General features: G+C 70.8%; 17 protein-coding genes. 9 read left to right on the top strand and 8 right to left on the bottom strand.

All coding sequences use genetic code 11. From position 1 onward, the window contains the following. Positions 1-21: 21 nt before the first annotated feature. From FS845_RS06545 to FS845_RS06580, 8 genes are read left to right on the top strand one after another with little or no spacing between them, the layout of a single operon-like run. Positions 22-1,179 (top strand): ABC transporter substrate-binding protein, encoded by a 1,158-nt coding sequence (locus tag FS845_RS06545; protein ID WP_144631612.1) that lies wholly within the window; start codon positions 22-24, stop codon positions 1,177-1,179. A gap of 51 nt (positions 1,180-1,230) precedes the next feature. Then, a complete protein-coding gene (locus FS845_RS06550) occupies positions 1,231-2,160 on the top strand; it encodes a branched-chain amino acid ABC transporter permease (protein ID WP_144631614.1) in 930 nt (309 codons plus the stop codon). Positions 2,161-2,176: 16 nt separating this feature from the next. Further along, positions 2,177-3,049, top strand: coding sequence for a branched-chain amino acid ABC transporter permease (locus FS845_RS06555; protein ID WP_144631617.1), 873 nt, complete (start codon positions 2,177-2,179; stop codon positions 3,047-3,049). Next, positions 3,049-3,810: an ABC transporter ATP-binding protein gene (locus FS845_RS06560; RefSeq protein WP_144631618.1), complete on the top strand. Its 762-nt coding sequence runs from the start codon at positions 3,049-3,051 to the stop codon at positions 3,808-3,810. The genes FS845_RS06555 and FS845_RS06560 overlap by 1 nt, the downstream gene beginning before the upstream one ends. 21 nt (positions 3,811-3,831) lie before the next feature. After that, positions 3,832-4,527 carry an ABC transporter ATP-binding protein gene (locus FS845_RS06565; RefSeq protein ID WP_144631620.1) on the top strand — a complete coding sequence of 232 codons (696 nt, stop codon included), beginning with the start codon at positions 3,832-3,834 and terminating at the stop codon, positions 4,525-4,527. After that, a complete protein-coding gene (locus FS845_RS06570) occupies positions 4,512-5,936 on the top strand; it encodes an MmgE/PrpD family protein (protein WP_144631622.1) in 1,425 nt (474 codons plus the stop codon). The genes FS845_RS06565 and FS845_RS06570 overlap by 16 nt, the downstream gene beginning before the upstream one ends. Positions 5,937-5,953: 17 nt before the next feature. Beyond that, positions 5,954-7,354: an FAD-dependent oxidoreductase gene (locus tag FS845_RS06575; protein ID WP_260986191.1), complete on the top strand. Its 1,401-nt coding sequence runs from the start codon at positions 5,954-5,956 to the stop codon at positions 7,352-7,354. Further along, positions 7,351-8,745, top strand: a complete 1,395-nt coding sequence (locus tag FS845_RS06580) for an MmgE/PrpD family protein (RefSeq protein WP_144631625.1) — start codon at positions 7,351-7,353, stop codon at positions 8,743-8,745. The genes FS845_RS06575 and FS845_RS06580 overlap by 4 nt, the downstream gene beginning before the upstream one ends. A gap of 278 nt (positions 8,746-9,023) precedes the next feature. Here FS845_RS06580 and FS845_RS06585 read toward each other — a convergent pair whose 3' ends face one another. Then, positions 9,024-10,880: a DEAD/DEAH box helicase gene (locus tag FS845_RS06585; RefSeq protein ID WP_186332187.1), complete on the bottom strand. Its 1,857-nt coding sequence runs from the start codon at positions 10,878-10,880 to the stop codon at positions 9,024-9,026. Positions 10,881-11,452: 572 nt separating this feature from the next. On the opposite strand from FS845_RS06585, the gene FS845_RS06590 reads away from it, so the two are divergent. Next, on the top strand, positions 11,453-11,854 hold the full coding sequence (locus FS845_RS06590) for a hypothetical protein (RefSeq protein WP_144631630.1): 402 nt from the start codon (positions 11,453-11,455) through the stop codon (positions 11,852-11,854). Here FS845_RS06590 and FS845_RS06595 read toward each other — a convergent pair. The 7 genes from FS845_RS06595 to FS845_RS06625 form a co-directional block, all read right to left on the bottom strand. After that, the gene (locus tag FS845_RS06595) at positions 11,844-12,644 is read right to left on the bottom strand and encodes a uracil-DNA glycosylase (RefSeq protein ID WP_144631633.1); all 801 of its coding nucleotides are present in this window, start codon (positions 12,642-12,644) and stop codon (positions 11,844-11,846) included. The genes FS845_RS06590 and FS845_RS06595 overlap by 11 nt on opposite strands. Before the next feature lie 98 nt (positions 12,645-12,742). Next, positions 12,743-13,459 (bottom strand): 5'-methylthioadenosine/adenosylhomocysteine nucleosidase, encoded by a 717-nt coding sequence (locus FS845_RS06600; RefSeq protein ID WP_144631635.1) that lies wholly within the window; start codon positions 13,457-13,459, stop codon positions 12,743-12,745. Between the two features lie 169 nt (positions 13,460-13,628). Further along, positions 13,629-14,405, bottom strand: a complete 777-nt coding sequence (locus FS845_RS06605; protein ID WP_144631638.1) for a 3-oxoacyl-ACP reductase — start codon at positions 14,403-14,405, stop codon at positions 13,629-13,631. A 58-nt stretch (positions 14,406-14,463) separates the two neighbouring features. Next, positions 14,464-15,462: an ABC transporter substrate-binding protein gene (locus FS845_RS06610; RefSeq protein ID WP_144631641.1), complete on the bottom strand. Its 999-nt coding sequence runs from the start codon at positions 15,460-15,462 to the stop codon at positions 14,464-14,466. A gap of 17 nt (positions 15,463-15,479) precedes the next feature. Further along, on the bottom strand, positions 15,480-16,244 hold the full coding sequence (locus tag FS845_RS06615; protein WP_144631644.1) for an ABC transporter permease: 765 nt from the start codon (positions 16,242-16,244) through the stop codon (positions 15,480-15,482). Continuing rightward, positions 16,241-16,993 (bottom strand): ABC transporter ATP-binding protein, encoded by a 753-nt coding sequence (locus FS845_RS06620; RefSeq protein WP_260986192.1) that lies wholly within the window; start codon positions 16,991-16,993, stop codon positions 16,241-16,243. The genes FS845_RS06615 and FS845_RS06620 overlap by 4 nt, the downstream gene beginning before the upstream one ends. A 178-nt stretch (positions 16,994-17,171) precedes the next feature. Then, positions 17,172-18,626, bottom strand: coding sequence for an acyl-CoA reductase (locus tag FS845_RS06625; protein ID WP_144631650.1), 1,455 nt, complete (start codon positions 18,624-18,626; stop codon positions 17,172-17,174). Between the last annotated feature and the right edge of the window lie 48 nt (positions 18,627-18,674).

Below are 18,674 nucleotides of genomic sequence, written 5' to 3' on the forward strand. Positions count from 1 at the left end.
CACACAAGTGGGAAAACGATCATGAAACTGTTGCGACGCAAACTCATTGCCTCGGCCGCCGCGCTGGCCGCCTGCGTGGGCCTGGCCGGACCGGCCCAGGCCCAGTCCAAGGAGCCGCTGCGCTTCGGCCTGGCCATGCCGCTGACCGGCTCGCAGGCCTTGTTCGGCGCGGACCAGGCCAAGGCGGCCCAGTGGGCGGTGCAGGACATCAACGCCAAGGGCGGGGTGGACGGCCGTCCGCTGGAGATGATCCTGCTGGATACCCAGGCCGACCCGCGCCTGGGGATCAATGCGGTCAACCGCCTGGTCAACGTGGACAAGGTGCCCGTGTTCGGCACCGCCTGGAGCGCGGTCGTGAAGGCAGTGGCGCCCATCGCCAATCGCAGCAAGGTGCTGGGCCTGAGCGTGGGCGCCAACTCGCCCGAGATCGCCAAGCTGGGCGACTACGTGTACACCACCTATCCGCTGGCCGACGTGGACGTGGTCGCGCAGGCCCGCTATGCGCGCCAGACGCTGAAGAAGGAAAAGGCCGCGGTGCTGTACATCCACAACGACAGCGGCGTGGAAGGCGCGCGCATCTATCGCCAGGCCTTCGAGGAGCTGGGCGGCAAGGTGGTGGCGTACGAAGCCTACGACGCGCAGTCCACCGACTACACCGGCGCGCTGCTGAAACTGCGCACGGCCAACCCCGACATCATCCACGTGCAGGGCCTGGTGTCCGACCTGCCGCAGGTGATCGCGCAGCTGCGCCAGCTGGGCCTCTCGCAGCCCATCTCCACCTATTCCGCGGGCTACAACCCCAAGGTGGTGCAGCAGCTGGGCGCGGCGGCCGAGGGCCTGCTGGTGTCCGCCCTGGCGCCGTCGGCCGAGCAGAACCCCCAGGTGGCCGAGTTCGTCGAGCGCTGGAAGAAGACCGAGAACCGCATTCCCAACGGCCTGCCGTACACGCAGTACCTGTACGACATGCCCTACCTGATCGCGGATCTCTACCGGCACCTGCTGAAGGAAGGCAAGCCGCTGACCGGCGAGAACATGCGCGCCGCGCTGGTGCAGGTCGGCAGCTTCGACCTGCCCATGACGGGCAAGCTGGAGGTCAGCGCCGACCATCGCGTCAAGAAGCCGGTCTACCTGTTCGAGGTGAAGAACGGCCAGTTCACGCCCATCGCAACCGTGCAGTAAAGACCGCCGCGGGCGCGGTGGATCGGCCGCGCCCCGGCAACGGGGATAGATATGCTGGACTTCCAGACACTGCTGCAAATCGGCTGGACCGGGTTGGCCAACGCCAGCTACGCGGTCCTGCTGGCCGCGGCGTTCTCATTGGTGCTGCGCGTCGTGAAGGTATGGAACTTCGCGCAGGCCGGCCTGATGGGAATCGCCTATTACACGATGTATGCCGCCATCAACAAGCTGGGCCTGCCCACCTGGGCGGTGCTGGCGTGCGGCGCGGCCTCGGCCATCATCGCCGCGCTGGCCATGGAAACGCTGGGCCTGCAGACCTTCCGGCGGCGCAACTCGCCGCCGCTGACCTTCTTCATCTTCACGCTGGTGATCTCGGAGTTCGTGCAGTACGCGCTGGCGATGGTCGCCGGCACCGAGCCGGTGTCGCTGGCCAAGACCATCATCTCGCCTTCGTTCATGGCGGGCGGCGTGATCGTCAGCCACTGGGACGTCACGGCCATCGGGGTCACGCTGGCGCTGATGATCGTGCTGTACGTGCTGCTGAAGCATTCGCGGCTGGGCCAGGTGATGATGGCCGCCGCGGACAATCCGCACCTGTCGCGGCTTTATGGCATCAACGTGCGGCGCGTCTATGCCTGGACCTTCGTGATCGCGGCGATCCTCATCGTGGCGGGCATGTACCTGTTCGGTACGCGCGCGTCCATGGTGCCCAACACGCCGCTCGAGATGATGCTGTTCGCCGTGATCGCGGCCCTGCTGGGCGGCATGGGCAACGTGTTCGGCGCCGCCGTGGCGGCGGTGTTCCTGGGCCTGCTGCGCGCCTTCAGCATCCTGGTGATCCCGTCGGCCTGGCAGAGCCTGATCCTGTATGCGCTGCTGTTCATCACCATCCTGTTCTTCCCGCAAGGCGTGAAGATCGTCCGCAAGCGCCGCAGGCCGGCGTCCGCGGCGGCCTCGCCCGGCGCGGCCACGACGGCCTGATCCGCCCGGAGACCTCATGGAATACCTCACTGCATTGCTGGTGCTGATCGGGCTGTACGTGATCCTCGCCTCCAGCTTCAACCTGATCATCGGCTATGGCGGCCTGATCAGCATCGCGCATCCGATCTTCTTCGCGCTGGGCGCCTACACCGTGGGCGTGCTGTCCACGCAATGGGAGGCGCAGCCGGCGCTGGCCATCGTCGCCGCGTTCGGCGTGGCGATGGCGGCGTCGTTCATGCTGTCGCTGCCGTCGCTGCGCATCTCGGGAGACTACCTGCTGATCACCAGCATCGGCTTCCAGCTGGGCCTGCTGGAAATCATCAAGAACCTGGATTTCGTGGGCGGCGCAAGCGGCCTGGGCGGCATTCCAAACATCATCGACGGCCAGCGCAACCTGATCTTCGCCGGCATCTCGCTGGCGCTGGCGGCCACCACGGTGCTGGGCCTGCGCATGCTGGTGCGCGGGCCCTATGGCCGCGCGATCCAGGCCATGCGCGACGACGAACTGGCCTTCCAGGCGTTGGGCCGCAACGCGATGAACATCAAGATCGCCATCTTCGCGCTGGGCTCCGGCCTGGCCGGCCTGGCGGGCGGGCTGTATGCCTACTACTACCAGTACGTCACGCCCGACCAGTTCCAGATCCTGCAATCGGCCATGATCCTGACCATGGTGGTGGTGGGCGGCATGGGCTCGGTGATGGGGCCGGTGGTGGGCGCGGTGCTGTTGCTGCTGCTGCCCGAGGCCATCACGTTCCTGAACCTGCCGTCCTCGGTGATGGGGCCGCTGCAGGGCCTGATCTTCACGTCGCTGGTGATCCTGTTCCTGTTCCTGCGTCCGCAGGGGTTGGTGGCGCCCGCGCGCGGCGGCCTCACGCAGGGAGAGCATTGATGAGCAGTCCCATCCTGTCCCTGCGCGGGCTGTGCAAGCGCTTCGGCGGCGTGGTCGTGGCCGACCGCATCGACCTGGACATCGGGCCGGGCGAGATCCTGGGCCTGATCGGACCCAACGGCGCGGGCAAGACCTCGCTGTTCAACCTCGTGTCCGGTGTGGTGGCGGCGGATGCCGGCACCATCGCGCTGTCGGGCACGCCGCTGGCGGGGCAGCCGCTGCATCGCCGCGCGCGCGCCGGCGTGGCGCGCACCTGGCAGCACATGCGGCTGTTCGGATCGCTGAGCGTGATGGAGAACCTGATGGTGGCGCCCACCGAGTATCCGGGCGAATCGATCTGGCGGCTGGTCACGGCCGGCCCCGCTGTGCGGCGCGCCGAGCAGCGCTCGCGCGAACGGGCCAGGCAGGTCCTGGCGCGCATGAAGCTCGACAAGCTCGCGGACGCCAACGTCAACGACATCACCTTCGGCCAGCAGAAGCTGGTGGGCCTGGCGCGCGCGCTGATGAGCGAAGGCCCGTGCCTGCTGCTGGACGAACCCATGGCGGGCGTGGAGGGCGCGGCCTACGAGACCATGCGCGACATCGTGCGCGAAGAGGCGCAGGCGGGCCGCGCGGTGTGCGTGGTGGAGCACAACGTGTCCTTCATCCAGGACCTGTGCAACAGCGCGGTGTTCATGGCGCAGGGCCGCATCCTCGAGCGGGGCGACGTGGCCACCCTGCTGCGCAGCAAGACGCTGGCCGAACTCTATTTCGGCAAGTGATGCCGACGGGAAGGAACCATCATGCTCGAACTCAATGGCGTGAACGCCCGCTACGGCAAGCTGCACGTGCTGCATGACCTGTCGCTGCAGGTGCCGGAAGGCCAGCGCCTGGGCATATTCGGCCACAACGGCGCGGGCAAGACCACGCTGCTGCGCGCCTGCCTGGGCGACCTGGAGTCGGTGTCCGGCCAGATCCGGTACGGTCAGCACGACATCCAGCCCAACGGCGTGCACCACAACGTGCTGCACGGCATGGCCTTCGTGCCGCAGGGGCACAACGTGTTCCGGGAGCTGCCCGTGGCGCAGAACCTGGACATCGCAGGCCTGCGCCTGCAGGGCAAGGCGCGCCAGCAGGCGCGCGACGAGGTTTATGGCCTGTTTCCGCTGCTGGCCGAGCGCAGCGACCAGATCGCGGGATCGCTGTCGGGTGGACAGCAGCAGATGCTGGCGCTGGGCATGGCGCTGATGACCCAGCCCTCGATCCTGCTGCTGGATGAACCCACCATCGGCCTGGCGCCGGTGATCGTGCGCGACGTGCTGGCCAGCGTCACCGAGATCAACCGCGCCCGCAGGACCACGGTGGTGATCGTGGAGCAGAACGTGCCCGCCACGCTGGCCAACGTCGACCGCGCGGTGGTGCTGAAGTCCGGCCGCATCATCCATGACGGGCCGGCCGACCAACTGCTGCAGCAGGAAAGCCTATGGCATCTGTTCTGAACGGTGCGGACGACGCGCGCGCCGCGCTGGCGCGGGCCTTTTCGGACTGCGCGCGCCGCCTGCACGCGGTGTCGTTCGCGTCGCTGCCCGCGCAGGTTCGGGCCCGCGCCGCGGCCATCCTGGCCGACGACCTGGGCGCGGCCTTCAGCGCCGTGCGCGAACCCGAAGTGGCGCGGGCGCGCGCGCTGGCGCTGGCCCACGCGCCGGCCGGACCGGTGTCGCTGCTGGCGCCGGGCCGCCCTCGGCTGTCGCTGCACGCCGCGGCCCGCCTGAACGGGCTGGCCATGGGCTGGAACGAACTGGACGAAGGCTATCGGCGCGCCGTCTGCCATGGCGGCCTGTACGTGCTGCCCGCGCTGCTGGCGCAGGCGGAGGCCGACGGCGCCAGCGCGGCGGAGGTGCTGCGCGCGCTGGTGCTGGGCTATGAGCTGGCGGCGCGTACCGCCGCGGCCTTCCGCTTTCCGGTCATGCGCATCCATCCGCATGCCCTGCTGGCGCCCGTGGGCGCGGCGGCTGGCGTGGCCTTCCTGCGGCGCGTGCCGGCCGAGCAATTGATCGCCGCGGTAGCGGGTGCAACGGCGCTGGGCATGGCGGGCCCGTTCAACCAGGCCGTGCGGGGCGCGCTGGTGCGCAATGCCTGGGCCGCGCACGGCGCGGTGGCCGGCCTGGCCGCGGTGGACGACGCCGCCTGCGGCATTGGCGGACAACCCGGCACGCCGCACGACGTGTACGTCACCGCGCTGGACGCGCAGTGCCATCCGGATGCCTATGCCGACGACGGCCAGTGGGCCGTGCTGTCGGGCTACCAGAAGATCAATGCCTGCTGCCAGTACGCGCACTCCGCCATCGAGGCGGTGCAGGCGCTGCTGCGGCGCCATCCCGGCTGGCTGGGCGGCGAGGCCGTGCGATCGGTGCGCGTGCAGGCGCATCCGCTGGCGCTGGGGCTGGACAACCGCGAGCCGGCCACCACGCTGGCCGGCAAGTTCTCGTTGCCGCATGCCGTGGCCACCGCGCTGGTGCACGGACATGGCGGCGCCGAGGCCTTCGCCGCCGGGTCGTTGGCCGAGCCGCGCGTGGCCCGGCTGCGCCAGGCCCTGGTGGTGGAGCCTTTTCCCGAACCGCGTGCCGCGCCGCATGACCGGCCGGCCCGCGTGTTCATCGCCGCGGACGACGGCCAGGACGAGGAAACCTGCTTGAGTGCGCAGGGCGGGCCCGACAAGCCGTTCGACGCCGTGCAGATCGAGGACAAGCTGCGCGCGCTGTGCCGGCCCGTGGCGCCCGCGGCGCCCGGCTGCCTGCGCCGCCTGGCCGAGTGCGCCCGGCGCGACGACCCCGGATCGGCCGCCGCGCTGGCGCGGCCCTGGGCCGCCTGGCTGGACGAGATGTACCAGGGCGCACCCGACGCCTGAACCCCATAGAGGAAGTCATGAACGCAGCAATCGAGAGGGTGGGCGGTTCCGTGCAATGGGACCTGGAAGTGGACGTGCTGGTGGTGGGCGCCGGCGGCTGCGGGCTGGCCGCGGCCATTGCCGCGCACGACGAGGGCGCGCAGGTCGCCATCCTGGAAAAGCGCGAGCGTCCGGGCGGCAATTCGTCGCTGAGCACCGGCTCCGTGCCAGGCGCGGGCAGCCGCTTCCAGCGCGAGGCGGGCATCGAGGACTCGCCCGCCCGCATGATCGAGGACCTGATCCGCCAGGCCGGCGACGGCGAACTGCCCGGGTTGACGCGGCTGATGGCCGAAACCTCGGCGCCGCTGTGCGAATGGCTGGTCGACAAGGTGGGCGCACGCATGGCGCTGATCACCGACTATTGCCACGTCGGCCATACCGTGCCGCGCCTGCATGCGCCGGTGTCGCGCCGCGGGCAGGACCTGGTGGACGACCTGCTGGCCGCCGTGCAGAGGCGCGAGATCCCGCTGGCCACGAACAACCCCGTGACGACGCTTTATGTGGACGAGGCGGGCGCCGTGATCGGCGCGCAGGTGGCGGGGGCGGGGGTGGACACCACGCGCATCGGCGCGCGCGCCGTCATCCTGGCCTCCAACGGCTTCGCGGCCAACCGTGAGCTGGTGCGCCGCTACTGCAGCGAGATCGCCGGCGCCGAGTACTTCGGCGCGCTGGGCAGCGAGGGCGAGGCCGTGGCCTGGGGCGAGCAGTTGGGCGCGCGGCTGGCCAACATGCAGGCCTACCAGGGCTACGCGGCCGTGGCCTATCCGCATGGTTCGCTGCTGTCGTGGACCACGATCGAGAAGGGCGGCATCCTGGTCAACGCGAACGGCGAGCGCTTCGGCAACGAAGACCTGGGCTATTCCGCCTATGCGCGCCACGTGCTGGAGCAGAGCATGCCGGTGTACGCCATCTTCGACGACCGCATCAAGGCCCTGGCCAGCAAGGAAGAAGAGTTCCAGGAACTGGTCGACCATGGCGGCGTGAAGGGCGGCGACGATGCCGCGCAGCTGGCCGCGCCCTTCGCATTGCCGGCCGAGGTCCTGGCCGCGACGCTGGCGGACTATCGCGCGGCCGCCGGGCGGGGCGGCGGCGATGCGCAGGGCCGTCGCCATTTCGGCCTGGCGCCGCTGCAGGGCCGGTTGTGGATCTGCAGGGTCACGCCCGGTCTGTTCCATACCCAAGGCGGCCTGGCGGTGGATGCGCATGGCCGCGTGCTGCGGTCCGATGGCCGACCCATCACCGGCCTGTATGCGGGCGGCGGCGCGGCGGCGGGCATCAGCGGCGCGGCGGGGGCCGGCGGGTATTGTTCGGGCAATGGATTGCTGACGGCCATCGGGCTGGGGTATCTGGCCGGGCGCCACGCGGCGGGGGCGGCATGACCGCCGCGCAGCCGCCGCTGTCCCTGCGCATGGCCGAGTACGCGCAGTCGCTGCGCTTGGCCGACGTGCCGTCCGAGGTGGCGGCGCTGGCACGGTTGCACGTGGCCGATGCGTTGGGCGTGGGGCTGGGGGCGGCCAGCGTGCCCGTGCATCGCCGCATGCTGCAAGGCCTGATCGCCGGCCAGCCAGCCGCGTCCGGCGCCACGGTCCTGGGATTTTCCACCGCCGTGCCCGCGGCGACGGCGGCCTTGTTCAACGGCATGTCCATCCACTCGCTGGAGTACGACGACACGCACATGGGCTCCATCGTGCATGGCAGCGCCGTCGTGGTGGCGGCCGTGCTGGCCGCGGCGGAAGAGGCCGGGCGCGACATGGACGAGGTGGTGCGCCTGGTGGTGGCGGGCTGGGAACTGCTGGTGCGGTTGGGCGAAGCCGCACCCGGCGATTTTCAGCGCCGCGGCTTCCAGGTCACGTCGGTGGGCGGCGTGGTGGTGGCGGCGCTGCTGGCCGCGCTGGCGCGCGGCGCGTCCGCCGAAACCGCGGTGCAGGCCATGGGCATCGCCGGCAGCCAGGGGGGCGGTATCTTTGAATTCCTCAGCAACGGGTCGCGCGTCAAGGCCATGCATCCGGGCTGGGCGGCGCACGGCGGGCTATGGGCGGCCAGCCTGGCGCAGGCGGGCCTGACCGGCCCGCTGACGGTGCTGGAAGGCAGGCACGGCGTATTCCGCGCCTATGCCGATGCGCCCGAGGCCGGCGCGCGGCTGGCGCAGTCGCTGGATACGCTGGGCAGCCGCTGGGCGCTGGCCGAGGCTGCCTTCAAGTTCCACCCATGCTGCCATTACATCCATCCCTACCTGGAGTGCGCGCAGCAGCTGCATGCGCAGGCACAGGGCCAGGAGATCGTCGCGGCGCACTGCAAGGTCGCGGCCGGCGCGGCGCTGGTCATCGCCGAGCCCTGGGCGACCAAGCAGGCGCCGCGCGACAGCAACGACGCCAAGTACAGCCTGCCCTATTGCGTGGCGCTGGCCCTGCTGGGGCGGCCTGTGGACCTGGCCGCGATGACGGGCTCCGGCCTGGACGCGGACGCCGTGGCGCTGGCCGCGCGCATCGATGCCGAGCCTTGGAGGGACAGCGGTTTTCCCCAGCGCTTCGCGGCGGACCTGTCGGTGCGGCTGGCCGACGGGCGCCGCCTGCAGGCCGGCGTGCCCCAGGTGCGTGGCAGCGCCGAGCGGCCCGCGGATGCGGATCAGGTGCGGGCGAAGTTCATGGCCAATGCGGCGGGCGTGCTGCCGCCCGATGCCTGCGAACGGGCGTGGGTGCTGGTGACCGAGGGCAGTGCGTCGCTCGTGGAGCTGGCGGGCTGCCTGCGGGCGGGGCAGCTTAAGGACTGAAGCGGGCTGCGCGGCTGCACGCGGGTGCAGGCAGGGGCGGCCGCTCCCGTCCGGAGCCGGGACCGGGCATCGGTCCACGTACGGACCCTGTGCGCCTTTGCCGCGCCCCGGGGGGCAACCGGCTGTTCGGCGCCGTGTCCTGACGGCCCGTCCGGGTCGCCCTCGGCCGAGGCTCGGCGACAGGTGGCGCGCATGACGAAGCCCCCTGGGCGTCACCGCGCCAGGGGGCTCGTTGTACATCCATCCGGGCGGCGTGTCAGCCGGTCCGGCAATCAGTCTCAGGCAAAGTCGCGGCGGCCGCCGGGCTTGCCGGGACGGGCGCCAGCCGGCTTGTCGCCGCGCGGCTTGAAGCCTTCACCGCTGCGCTTGAAGCCGTCCGCACGCGGGGCAAAGCCTTCGCGCTTGAAGCCTTCGCCGCGCGGGGCGAAACCGCCTTCACGGCGCTCGCCGAAACCGCCTTCGCGCTTGAAGCCATCGCCACGCGGGGCGTAGCCGCCTTCGCGCTTGAAGCCGTCACCGCGAGGAGCGAAGCCGCCTTCGCGACGATCGCCAAAGGATTTGCGTTCGCCGAAACCGCCTTCGCGCTTGAAGCCATCGCCGCGAGGAGCGAAACCGCCTTCGCGCTTGAAGCCGTCGCCGCGAGGAGCGAAACCGCCTTCGCGCTTGAAGCCATCACCGCGCGGGGCGTAGCCGCCTTCGCGGCGATCGCCGAAAGATTTGCGCTCGCTGAAACCACCTTCGCGCTTGAAGCCGTCGCCGCGCGCAGCGTAGCCACCCTCGCGACGCTCGCCGCCGAAGTCGCGGGCCGGACGGTCGCCGAAGTCGCGCTGGGGACGATCGCCACCGAATTCACGCGGGGCACGCGGCGCGCCTTCGCGCGGGGCCCAGCCGCCCTCACGGCGCTGGCCGCCGAAGCCGCCGGGGCGCTTGCCGGCACCGCCGGGCTTGCCGTGGCGCGAGAAACCGCCACTGCCGCCCGCGGAGGGACGCGGCGTGCGCTTGGGCTCCAGGCCGGCGATGGTCTCGGAGTTGATCGACTGGCCGATGTACGACTCGATGCGGCGGATCTTGTGGCGCTCGGAATGCACGGCCAGCGTGTAGGCGAGGCCGTCGCGGCCGGCGCGGCCGGTGCGGCCGATACGGTGCACGTAGTCCTCGGCCTGCATCGGCAGGTCGAAGTTCACGGCGTGGCTGATGCCTTGCACGTCGATGCCACGCGCGGCCACGTCGGTGGCCACCAGCACGCGGACCTGGCCGCGTTGCAGCTGGGTGAGCGTGCGGGTGCGCTGGCGCTGGTTCATGTCGCCGTGCAGGGCGGCCGCGGCGAAACCTTGCTCGGCCAGGCGGTCGGCCAGGTCGTCGGCGCCGCGCTTGGTCGACGTGAAGACGATGGCCTGGTCCAGGCGCGTGTCGCGCAGCACGTGATCCAGCAGCTGCATCTTGTGCGCGGCGTCGTCGGCGTACAGCAGGCTTTGCGTGATGTTGGCGTGCTTTTCCTTGGCGCCAGCCACTTCGATGCGCTGGGGATCGCGCATCATCTTGGCGGCCAGCTTGGCCACCGTGCCGTCCAGCGTGGCCGAGAACAGCAGCGTCTGGCGCGTCTCGGGCAGGCGGCTGATGATGGTCTCGATGTCCTCGATGAAGCCCATGTCCAGCATGCGGTCGGCTTCGTCCAGCACCAGCGTGTGCACGGTGTTGAGCTTGACGCGGCCGGCCTGCAGGTGATCCAGCAGGCGGCCGGGCGTGGCGACCAGCACGTCGACGCGGCGCGACAGCGCCTTCAGCTGCGCGCCGTAGGGCATGCCGCCCACGACGGTGGCCGTGCGCAGGCCCGGCAGGTTGCGGCCGTAGTTCTGGGTGGCTTCGGTGACTTGCAGGGCCAGCTCACGCGTCGGAGCCAGCACCAGCACCTGCACGCCCACGCCGCCGTTGCCGGGCTGCTGGGCGATGCGGTTCAGGGCGGGCAGCATGAAGGCGGCGGTCTTGCCGCTGCCGGTCTGCGAAGAGACCATCAGGTCGTGGCCGGCCAGCGCCTGGGGGATGGCGGAGGCTTGCACGCTGGTGGGAGTAGTGAAACCGGCGTCCGACAGGGCCGACAGAAGAGTGGACGCTAGGCCCAGTTCAGCGAAAGACATAACTTTCCCTTGCCGCGAGAAGCAGCATATGCGCCGGGCCGGCCGATATAGGGTAGGGGGCCGGGATCCAGGCAGCGGTTGACGGAGCATCGTGCCGACCGAATCAACCGTGCGCGGATTGCGTTCCAGTGTGGCGAACGCGGGGCGAAAGGAAAGAGGTCAGGAATCGATGTTGTTCGGCATCGGGCCTTGTTTGGCAGTCGTGCCGGCCCATGGAGGGGTGCCGGTCTTGGGCCAATCTGGCTGTCTGCTGGCAAGTTGCGCGCCGTTGCGCGAACTAAAAATAGATGCCGAATCTTTTGTGCAGTGCCACAATCATAACCCGAATTCTTCGTGCTTGTCATCTGTTCGCAGTAATTGCAACTGGAACAACCCCGGATTGTTGTTTTGCCGCCCGTTGGACTAAGGGGGCGGGTCGACAGGCGCCGCGATGGCAAGGTGGGCGGGAATGTCACCGTCGGTTTGCCGGCTGCTCAGCCTCGCATCAGTATGGGCGCCTCGCCCGCCCGGCCGTGCGCGGCAGGCGGTCATCCCCCGGACCGGCCGGTCTTCATCGACCCTTGGAGTCACGCATGTCTCTTCCCAACACCCTGTTTCTCGCCCGCCGCGGCGACGCGATCGACCATGTCGGCGGGCAGGGCGGCACCGTCCGCGACCTGTTCGAGTTCGGCGGCATCACCGACCTGGACCTGAGCAATCTCTACGCCATCGTCACCGGCGAGGAATTCGACTTCGACCGGCACGAGCTGGCGCCGCTGGAAGCCGATGCGGACGGCGAACTGTTCGAGCTGCCGCAGGACCTGGTGGCCGCGCTGGCGCAGAGGGACGAGGCCGACATCCAGCGCATCGCGCTGGAATGGTCACGAACCGAGGAATTGAACTGCGATGCGCAGGACCTGGTTCCGCTGCTCCTGGCCCTGGCCGCCCTGGCCCGTGGGGCCGGCGGCGAAGACAGGGTCTATTTCACGCAGTAGGCCCGGAGGGGAACAGGAGCAGCGAGCCCGTGTCCGGCTCGGCCGGCGACTCGCCCTGCATGCCGCCGCGGCCGGTCGACCAGTCGATGGGCGCCTGCCCGCGCTCGCGCAGCCAGGCATTGGCGCGACCGAAATGGCCGCATCCCACGAAGGGCTCGGGTCCGCGCGTGGCCGACAGCGGCGAGGGATGGTTGGACGCCAGCACCAGATGGCCGCCTTCGGGCGGCAGCAATCCGCGCTTGGCCTGCGCATGCGCGCCCCACAGCATGAATACCTTGGGTGCGGGGTCGGCGGCGACCGCGGCGATCAGCGCGTCGGTCACGCGCTCCCAGCCGCGCTTGGCGTGCGCGCCGGCCTGGCCGTCTTCCACCGTCAACGAGGTGTTCAGCAGCAACACGCCCTGCGCCAGCCAGCCCGACAGGTCGTTTCCCGAGACCGCGCTGCCCGGCTCGTCGCGGGCGATCTCCTTGCGCATGTTGCGCAGGCTGGGAGGCGTCTTGCAGTCGTCCGGCACTGAGAAGGCCAGGCCCTGCGCCTGGCCGGGGCCGTGATAGGGGTCCTGCCCCAGGATCACCACCCGCACCTGGTGCGGCGCCAGGTCTTCCAGCGCGCGCAGCGGCCGGGTGGGATACACCGTGGCGCCGTCGGCCAGGCGTTGCTCGACGTAGGCGATGACGTCCCGCAGGGCCTGCGCGGCGCTGGGCGCGGCCAGCGCCTGTTTCCACGCATCGGGAAGCTGCGCCGCGTGCGCGGCCAGCGTGTGGGGGACGAGTCGGTTGTCGGTCGGCATGCAAGGATTTTGGCACAGGCGGTTCGGGTCGGCCTGCGAGGCGCCCGGCAGAGCCGGCGCGGCCACCGGTCCGCGCCATGCGGCCGGCGGCCCGGCGCCTACCGCGGCAACTCCGCCAGGAACCGCCGCAGGATCCCTGCCGAATACACGCTGGCCACCTCGCGCAGGAACGTGGCGAAGTCCACCGGCGCGTCCCGGTCGGCGCAATCGGAGATCGTGCGCAGCACCGCGCAGGGCACGCCGAACTCGTGGCACACCTGCGCCACCGCCGCGCCTTCCATTTCCACGCACAACGCGTCGGGCAGCGCGCCGCGCAGCTCGCGCACCACCGCGGCATCGTTCACGAAGCGGTCGCCGGTGGCGATCAGCCCGCGATGCAGGCCGGCCGTGCCGCCGCGCAGCGTCAGGAATTCGGCCGCGCACCGATGCAGCAGCGCGGCCAGTGCTTCGTCCGCCACGAAGCGGGAGGTCTGCAACAGCGGCACTTCGTAGCGCGGAAACAGCGGGCTGGCGTCCAGGTCGTGCTGCACCAGCGCGCTGCCGACCACCACGTCGCCCACGCGCACGTCGGCGCCCACGCCGCCCGCGACGCCCGTGAACACCACGCGGTCCACTTCGAACTCGCGCAGCAGCGTGGCGGTGGTGGCCGCGGCCGCCACCTTGCCGATGCGCGTCAGCGCCAGCACGCAGGGCTGGCCATGCAGCATGCCGTGGTGATAGTCGCGCATGCCCACGCGGCGCGTGCGGGCGGCTGGGCCCATGTCATGCAGCAGGTCACGGATTTCATCGGGCAGGGCGGCCAGGATGCCGAGCATGGCGGATTCCGGTGGGAAGAAACGCCGCATTATCCCGCAGGCGGCGGATGGCTCGGGCGGTTTCCGGCGCTGGCCGGCGCGCCCATCGGGTGGCGCGCCGGTCAGCGCCGCAGCGGCGAATGCATCGGCGCCGTTGGCGCCGGCGCGCTGCCCAACGCAGGCGCGGCCGTCAGCGCATCACCAGCCCGCCATCCACGAACAGCACCTGTCCGGTCATGAATCCACTCCAGTCCGACGCCAGGAACAGCACCGGGCCGGCCACGTCCTCGGGCCGCGCGATGCGGCGCAGCGGCGTGGCGGCGGCCAGGGCGTCGCGGAACGACTGCTGCGTGGCGGCGCTGGCCGAGGTCGGATAGACCAGGCCCGGCGCGACGCAGTTCACGCGGATGCCGAAAGGCCCCAGTTCCGTCGCCAGGTTGCGGCTGAACGCGACCAGCGCCGCCTTGGATGTGGTGTAGTCGTGGTACGGCACGACCGGGTGTTCGACCAGGTTCGTGGCGATGTTGACGATGCAGCCCTGCGCGCGCTGCTTGAAATGCGGCAGCGCGGCGCGGCACACGTGGAAGGCCGCGCCGACCGCGCCGTCGAACTGCGACTGGTAGTCGCCCCATTGCAGCGCGTCGAACGCGGTGCGTTGGCGAGGATCGAAGGCGTAGGCCCGGAACGCGTTGTTGACCACCACGTCCAGGCGGCCGGTCTCCTGCACGATGCCGTCGACCATGGCTTGCACGGCCTGCGGATCGTTCACGTCGGCCTGCGCGGCCCAGGCGTCGCCCCCCGCGGCCCGGCACTGTGCGACCACTTCATCGGCCGCCGCCACGTTGCTCAGGTAATTCACCACTACCGTCGCGCCCTCGCGCGCGAAGGCGCGCGCGATCCCGGCGCCGATGCCGCGGCTGGCGCCGGTCACCAGCACTACCTTGCCCGCGAATGTCGAAGTGTTCATGCCGCCTCCATCGGGCTGTGCTGCAAGCAGGGCGCGCGCGGCAACGATCCATTCATCGTCAGGCTCCCGGCAGCAGGCTGGCGTCGACCACGCCCGCCACGTCGATGGGGTGCTGGATCAGGCCCAGCGCGCGATAGGCGTCGGCCGCCTTCTGCAGCGACGGCAGGTCGAATGCGCCCAGCGCGCGTCCCGCGGCCTGCGCCGAGGCGTTACGCAGGCGGATGACCTCCAGGTTCACCTCGGGATCGGTGCCGTCGATGGCCCGCTTCGACGCGATGGCCGCGGCCTGTTCCGGCCGCGCGATCATCCAGGCCGCGCTGTCGCGATAGGCCTTCAGGAACGCGCGCAGCATGGGCTGGCGCTGCTGGTAGACCTGCTCGCGCACCACGAACAGGTCGCTGGAGACGTTGAGCGTATCGCGGATTTCCATGACGTCGACTTCGCCCAGCCCGCGGCGCCGGCCCACCAGCAGGCCGGTGTCGGTGGCGGCGGTGGCGTCGACCTGGCCTTGCAGCAGCGGCGCGAAGTTCAGCACGCCGGTCACCACGATCTGCACGTCGCGCTCGGTCAGCCCGGCCTGGTGCAGCAGCACCAGCAGATTCTGGCGCGTGCCGCTGGAGAGGCTGTAGACGCCGATGCGCTTGCCCTTCAGGTCGGCCGGCCGCGTGATGTTGGCCGACTTGCGGGACACCACGTTGAAGACGTTCTGCGGATAGATGTCGTAGATGGCGCGCAGCTTCTCGCCCTTGTCCAGTGCCAAGAACAACGAGCCGGGATCGGTGAAGGCCACGTCGGCCTGGCCGCTCAGGATGTTGCGGATGGCATCGCCGCCCCCGGCGCCCGGCAGATAGGCCAGCTCCAGCCCCTGCGCCTTGAAGAAACCCTGGTCGGGCTCTGCCAGCAGGTTGGTGATCTCGGAGATGGGCTTGCTCCAGCCGGCCACGGTGGCCTTGACGAGCGTGGCGGCCTGGGCGCGCGCCGCGGCGGGCGCCAGCGACGCGGCGGCAAGGCTCGCGGCCGCGGCCAGCAGCGCGCGGCGGGTGGGAGACGACGGCATGGCGGAGATCCTGTAAGTCATGGTTGATTCGCGTAGGAGCGCAGCAGGCGCCGTTCCAGCAGGAGGACGGCCTGGTAGCCCAGCAGCCCGATGGCGGCGATGGCCGCCAGCGCCGCGAACATCAGGGGCGTGTCCATCATGCCTTGCGCGGCGATGATGACCGCGCCCAGGCCCTGGCTGGCGCCGATGAACTCGCCGACGACCGCGCCGACCAGCGCCAGCACCAGCGCCACCCTCAGGCCCGCCAGGATGCCGGGCAGGCCGGCGGGCAGCTTCAGGCGCAGCAGGGTCTGCAGGCGCGTGGCGCCCAGCATGCGGAACAGCTGCAGGCGGTCGGGATCGACCTGCCGCAGGCTGGTCAGGGTGTTTTCCATCAGGGGAAAGAAGCAGATCAGCGCGGTCATCACCACCGTGGGCGCCAGGCCGAAGCCGAACCACAGCACGAACAGCGGCGCCAGCGCCAGCTTGGGCACGACCTGGCTGACGATGACGTAGGGCTTGAGCATGCGGTCCAGCACGGCGGATTCCGCCAGCGCCACGCCCATGGCCAGGCCGGCCGCGCCGCCCAGCGCCAGGCCCAGCAGCATCTCGGCAACCGTCGCGCCGATGTGCGGCCACAGGTAGCCGGTGGCCAGGCTGGTCCACAGCGTGCGCGCCACGGCCGACGGCGCGGGCAGCACCAGCGCCGAGATGCCCGTCTGCCGCGCGACGATCTCCCAGGCTGCGACCAGCGCCACCAGCAGCGCCGCCGGCAGCAGGCGGGATTGCAGCACGGGCTTCATGGGCGGCCTCCCGTCATGGCGTCGTGGACCCGTGCGCAATAGCGATTGAAGGCGGGCTCGTGGCGCATGGCCTGCGTGCGCGGCCCCGGCAGGTCCACGGCGATGTCGGCCGTCAGTCGGCCATGCTGCATCACGCCCACGCGATCGCCCAGGTATACGGCCTCGCCGATGTCATGCGTGACGAACAGGACGGTGGTGCCGCGCGCGCGGCACATGCGCATCAGGTCGTCCTGCAGCTCGCCGCGCGTGATGGCGTCCAGCGCGGCGAAGGGTTCGTCCAGCAGCAGCAGCGCCGGGTCCAGGATCAGGGCGCGCGCGAGCGCCACGCGGCTCTGCTGGCCGCCGGACAGCTGGCGGGGATGATGGCGGGCATGCGCGGACAGGCCCAGCAGCGCCAGCAGGGCCTGCGCGCGTTCGTGGTCGGCGTCCCGCGGCTTGCGTTGCAGCGATACCGGCAGCAGCACGTTGTCGATGACGTGGCGCCATTCCAGCAGCGTGGGCGCCTGGAACACATAGCCCAGTTGCGGTCCGGCGGCTGCGGGCGAGCCGTCGGCGGTCTCGATGCGGCCCGACCGTGGCGCCAGCAGGCCCGCGGCCAGCTTCAGCAACGTGGTCTTGCCGCAGCCGCTGCGTCCCACCAGGCAATGGAAGGCGCCGGCGTCCAGCCGCCAGTCCACGCCGTCCACGATGGGCGGATGGCCGGGGTAGCCGTAGGTGACCTGCCGCAGGTCCAGGAAGGGCGAGGTCATGTCGGAATGCATTCCTGCGGCGAGCTGCGGAACGCATCGTCGACGCGGCCCGGACGACGCATGCGGACGCCATCGGGCCAGGCGTGCCGGTCATCGCGCTCGGGATGGGGCGGCTCGCTCGCCGCCGCGCCCCTGTGCCGCGCACGCCGGCCCCCGTTGGTCGAGCGCACTGGCGCGCTCATGGCTCGTACTCCGCATGGGGCTCGGCCGCTGCTTCGGCGGATTGCTCGATCTCGGTCATGCGGACCAGGTCCAGCAGGTTGAAGCGGCCGTCGTGATGCCAGCCGGCTTCGGGCGTGCTCATGGCGCCCAGCGCGCTGATGCGGGTGACGCCCGCCGCGCCCAGTTGTACGCCCAGCGCATACAGCTCGTGCGGCGCGGCGGCCACGCCCGCGGTCTGCAGGTAGGCATGCAGGCCGGCCAGGGCGGGGGCCACCTGGTCCAGCGTATCGATGGCCGCCACGACGATGCTGCGTTGCAGGGCCGTCGGGGCCAGCACGCGCGGCGCGTCGACGTAGGCCACGTTCCAGGCGGCGTCGGGCTCGCCCAGCAGCGCATCGCTGGCCGGCAGCGTCCATTCGATCGATTGCCGCCACTTCGCCACGCTGGCCGATTCCTCCAGGTCCAGCGCGCGGCGCGGAAAGCGCCGTTGCAGGTTGGCCAGCTCCGCGCCCAGGTAGCCCGCGAAGTCGCGCGGCGAGACCGGTCCGCCGCGCTGCACGTAGAAGACGTGGGGCGAATAGCAGCCCTGCTGGTCGTAGCGCATCACGTCCCAAGCGGCGCGGCGCGCCAGCACGGGGGCGTTCACGGCGTCCAGCGCACTGGCGCTGACCACGCCGAAGCCCAGCTTGTGGCCGTGGGCCAGCAGGCGCGTCGTCACCGGCAGGCGGCGCTGGATGGCGTGCAACGCGTCGTTGCCGCCGTACGCCACCACGGTATCGGCCTGTGCGTACAGGGCGTCCGCCTCTTCGCCGCCCGCGCCGCGCCACCACACCACGGCCAGGCACTCGGCCAGCGGCGGATGCACTTCGGCCAGCAGGCGCGCGAACCAGCCGGCGAACAGCGGTTCGGCGCTGGGCAGCTTGCCGATGCTGCCGGCCTTGACCAACAGCCCGCATACCAGGCTCCACAGCGCCAGCGCGGGCACGTTGCCGGCCCAGCTGTGGGCCAGCAGCCGCGGCCCGTGGGCGCATACCGCGCCGCCCTTGGGTGCCGGCTGGAAGCCGTCGAGCACTTTCGGGTTGGCGAAGTCCTCTGCCACGAAGCGATGCAGCTGCGGCGCGCGAAACGTCTTGAAGAAGCCGGTCAGGCCCAGGCGGACCATCTCGGGGTCGTAGCCGCTGACCAGCGGCAACAGCGCGTCGGCCTGCCGGCGATACGGATCGTCGCGGTCGAGCAGCCGTGCGATGGCGCGGTCGATGACGGCGATGATCTCCGACACGGTCATGGTCTTCAGGTGCCGGGCGCTGGCCTGCCCGACGCGCTCGGCCAGCGCCTGCATCTGCGCCGCGGACAGCACCGGCACCGCGACGTCCAGTCGCTGGCCGTCCCGGACGAAGGGCAGCGTCTGCCATCGCACCTGGTCGGACGGCAACCCCGGCAGATAGCCCGCCTCGATCCTGCGTACGTTCATGCTCGCTCCTGCGCACCGCGGTATTCGCCCTTGGGGCGGCCCGGCGGG

The organism is Bordetella genomosp. 13 (assembly GCF_007679965.1).
GTDB lineage: Bacteria > Pseudomonadota > Gammaproteobacteria > Burkholderiales > Burkholderiaceae_B > Bordetella.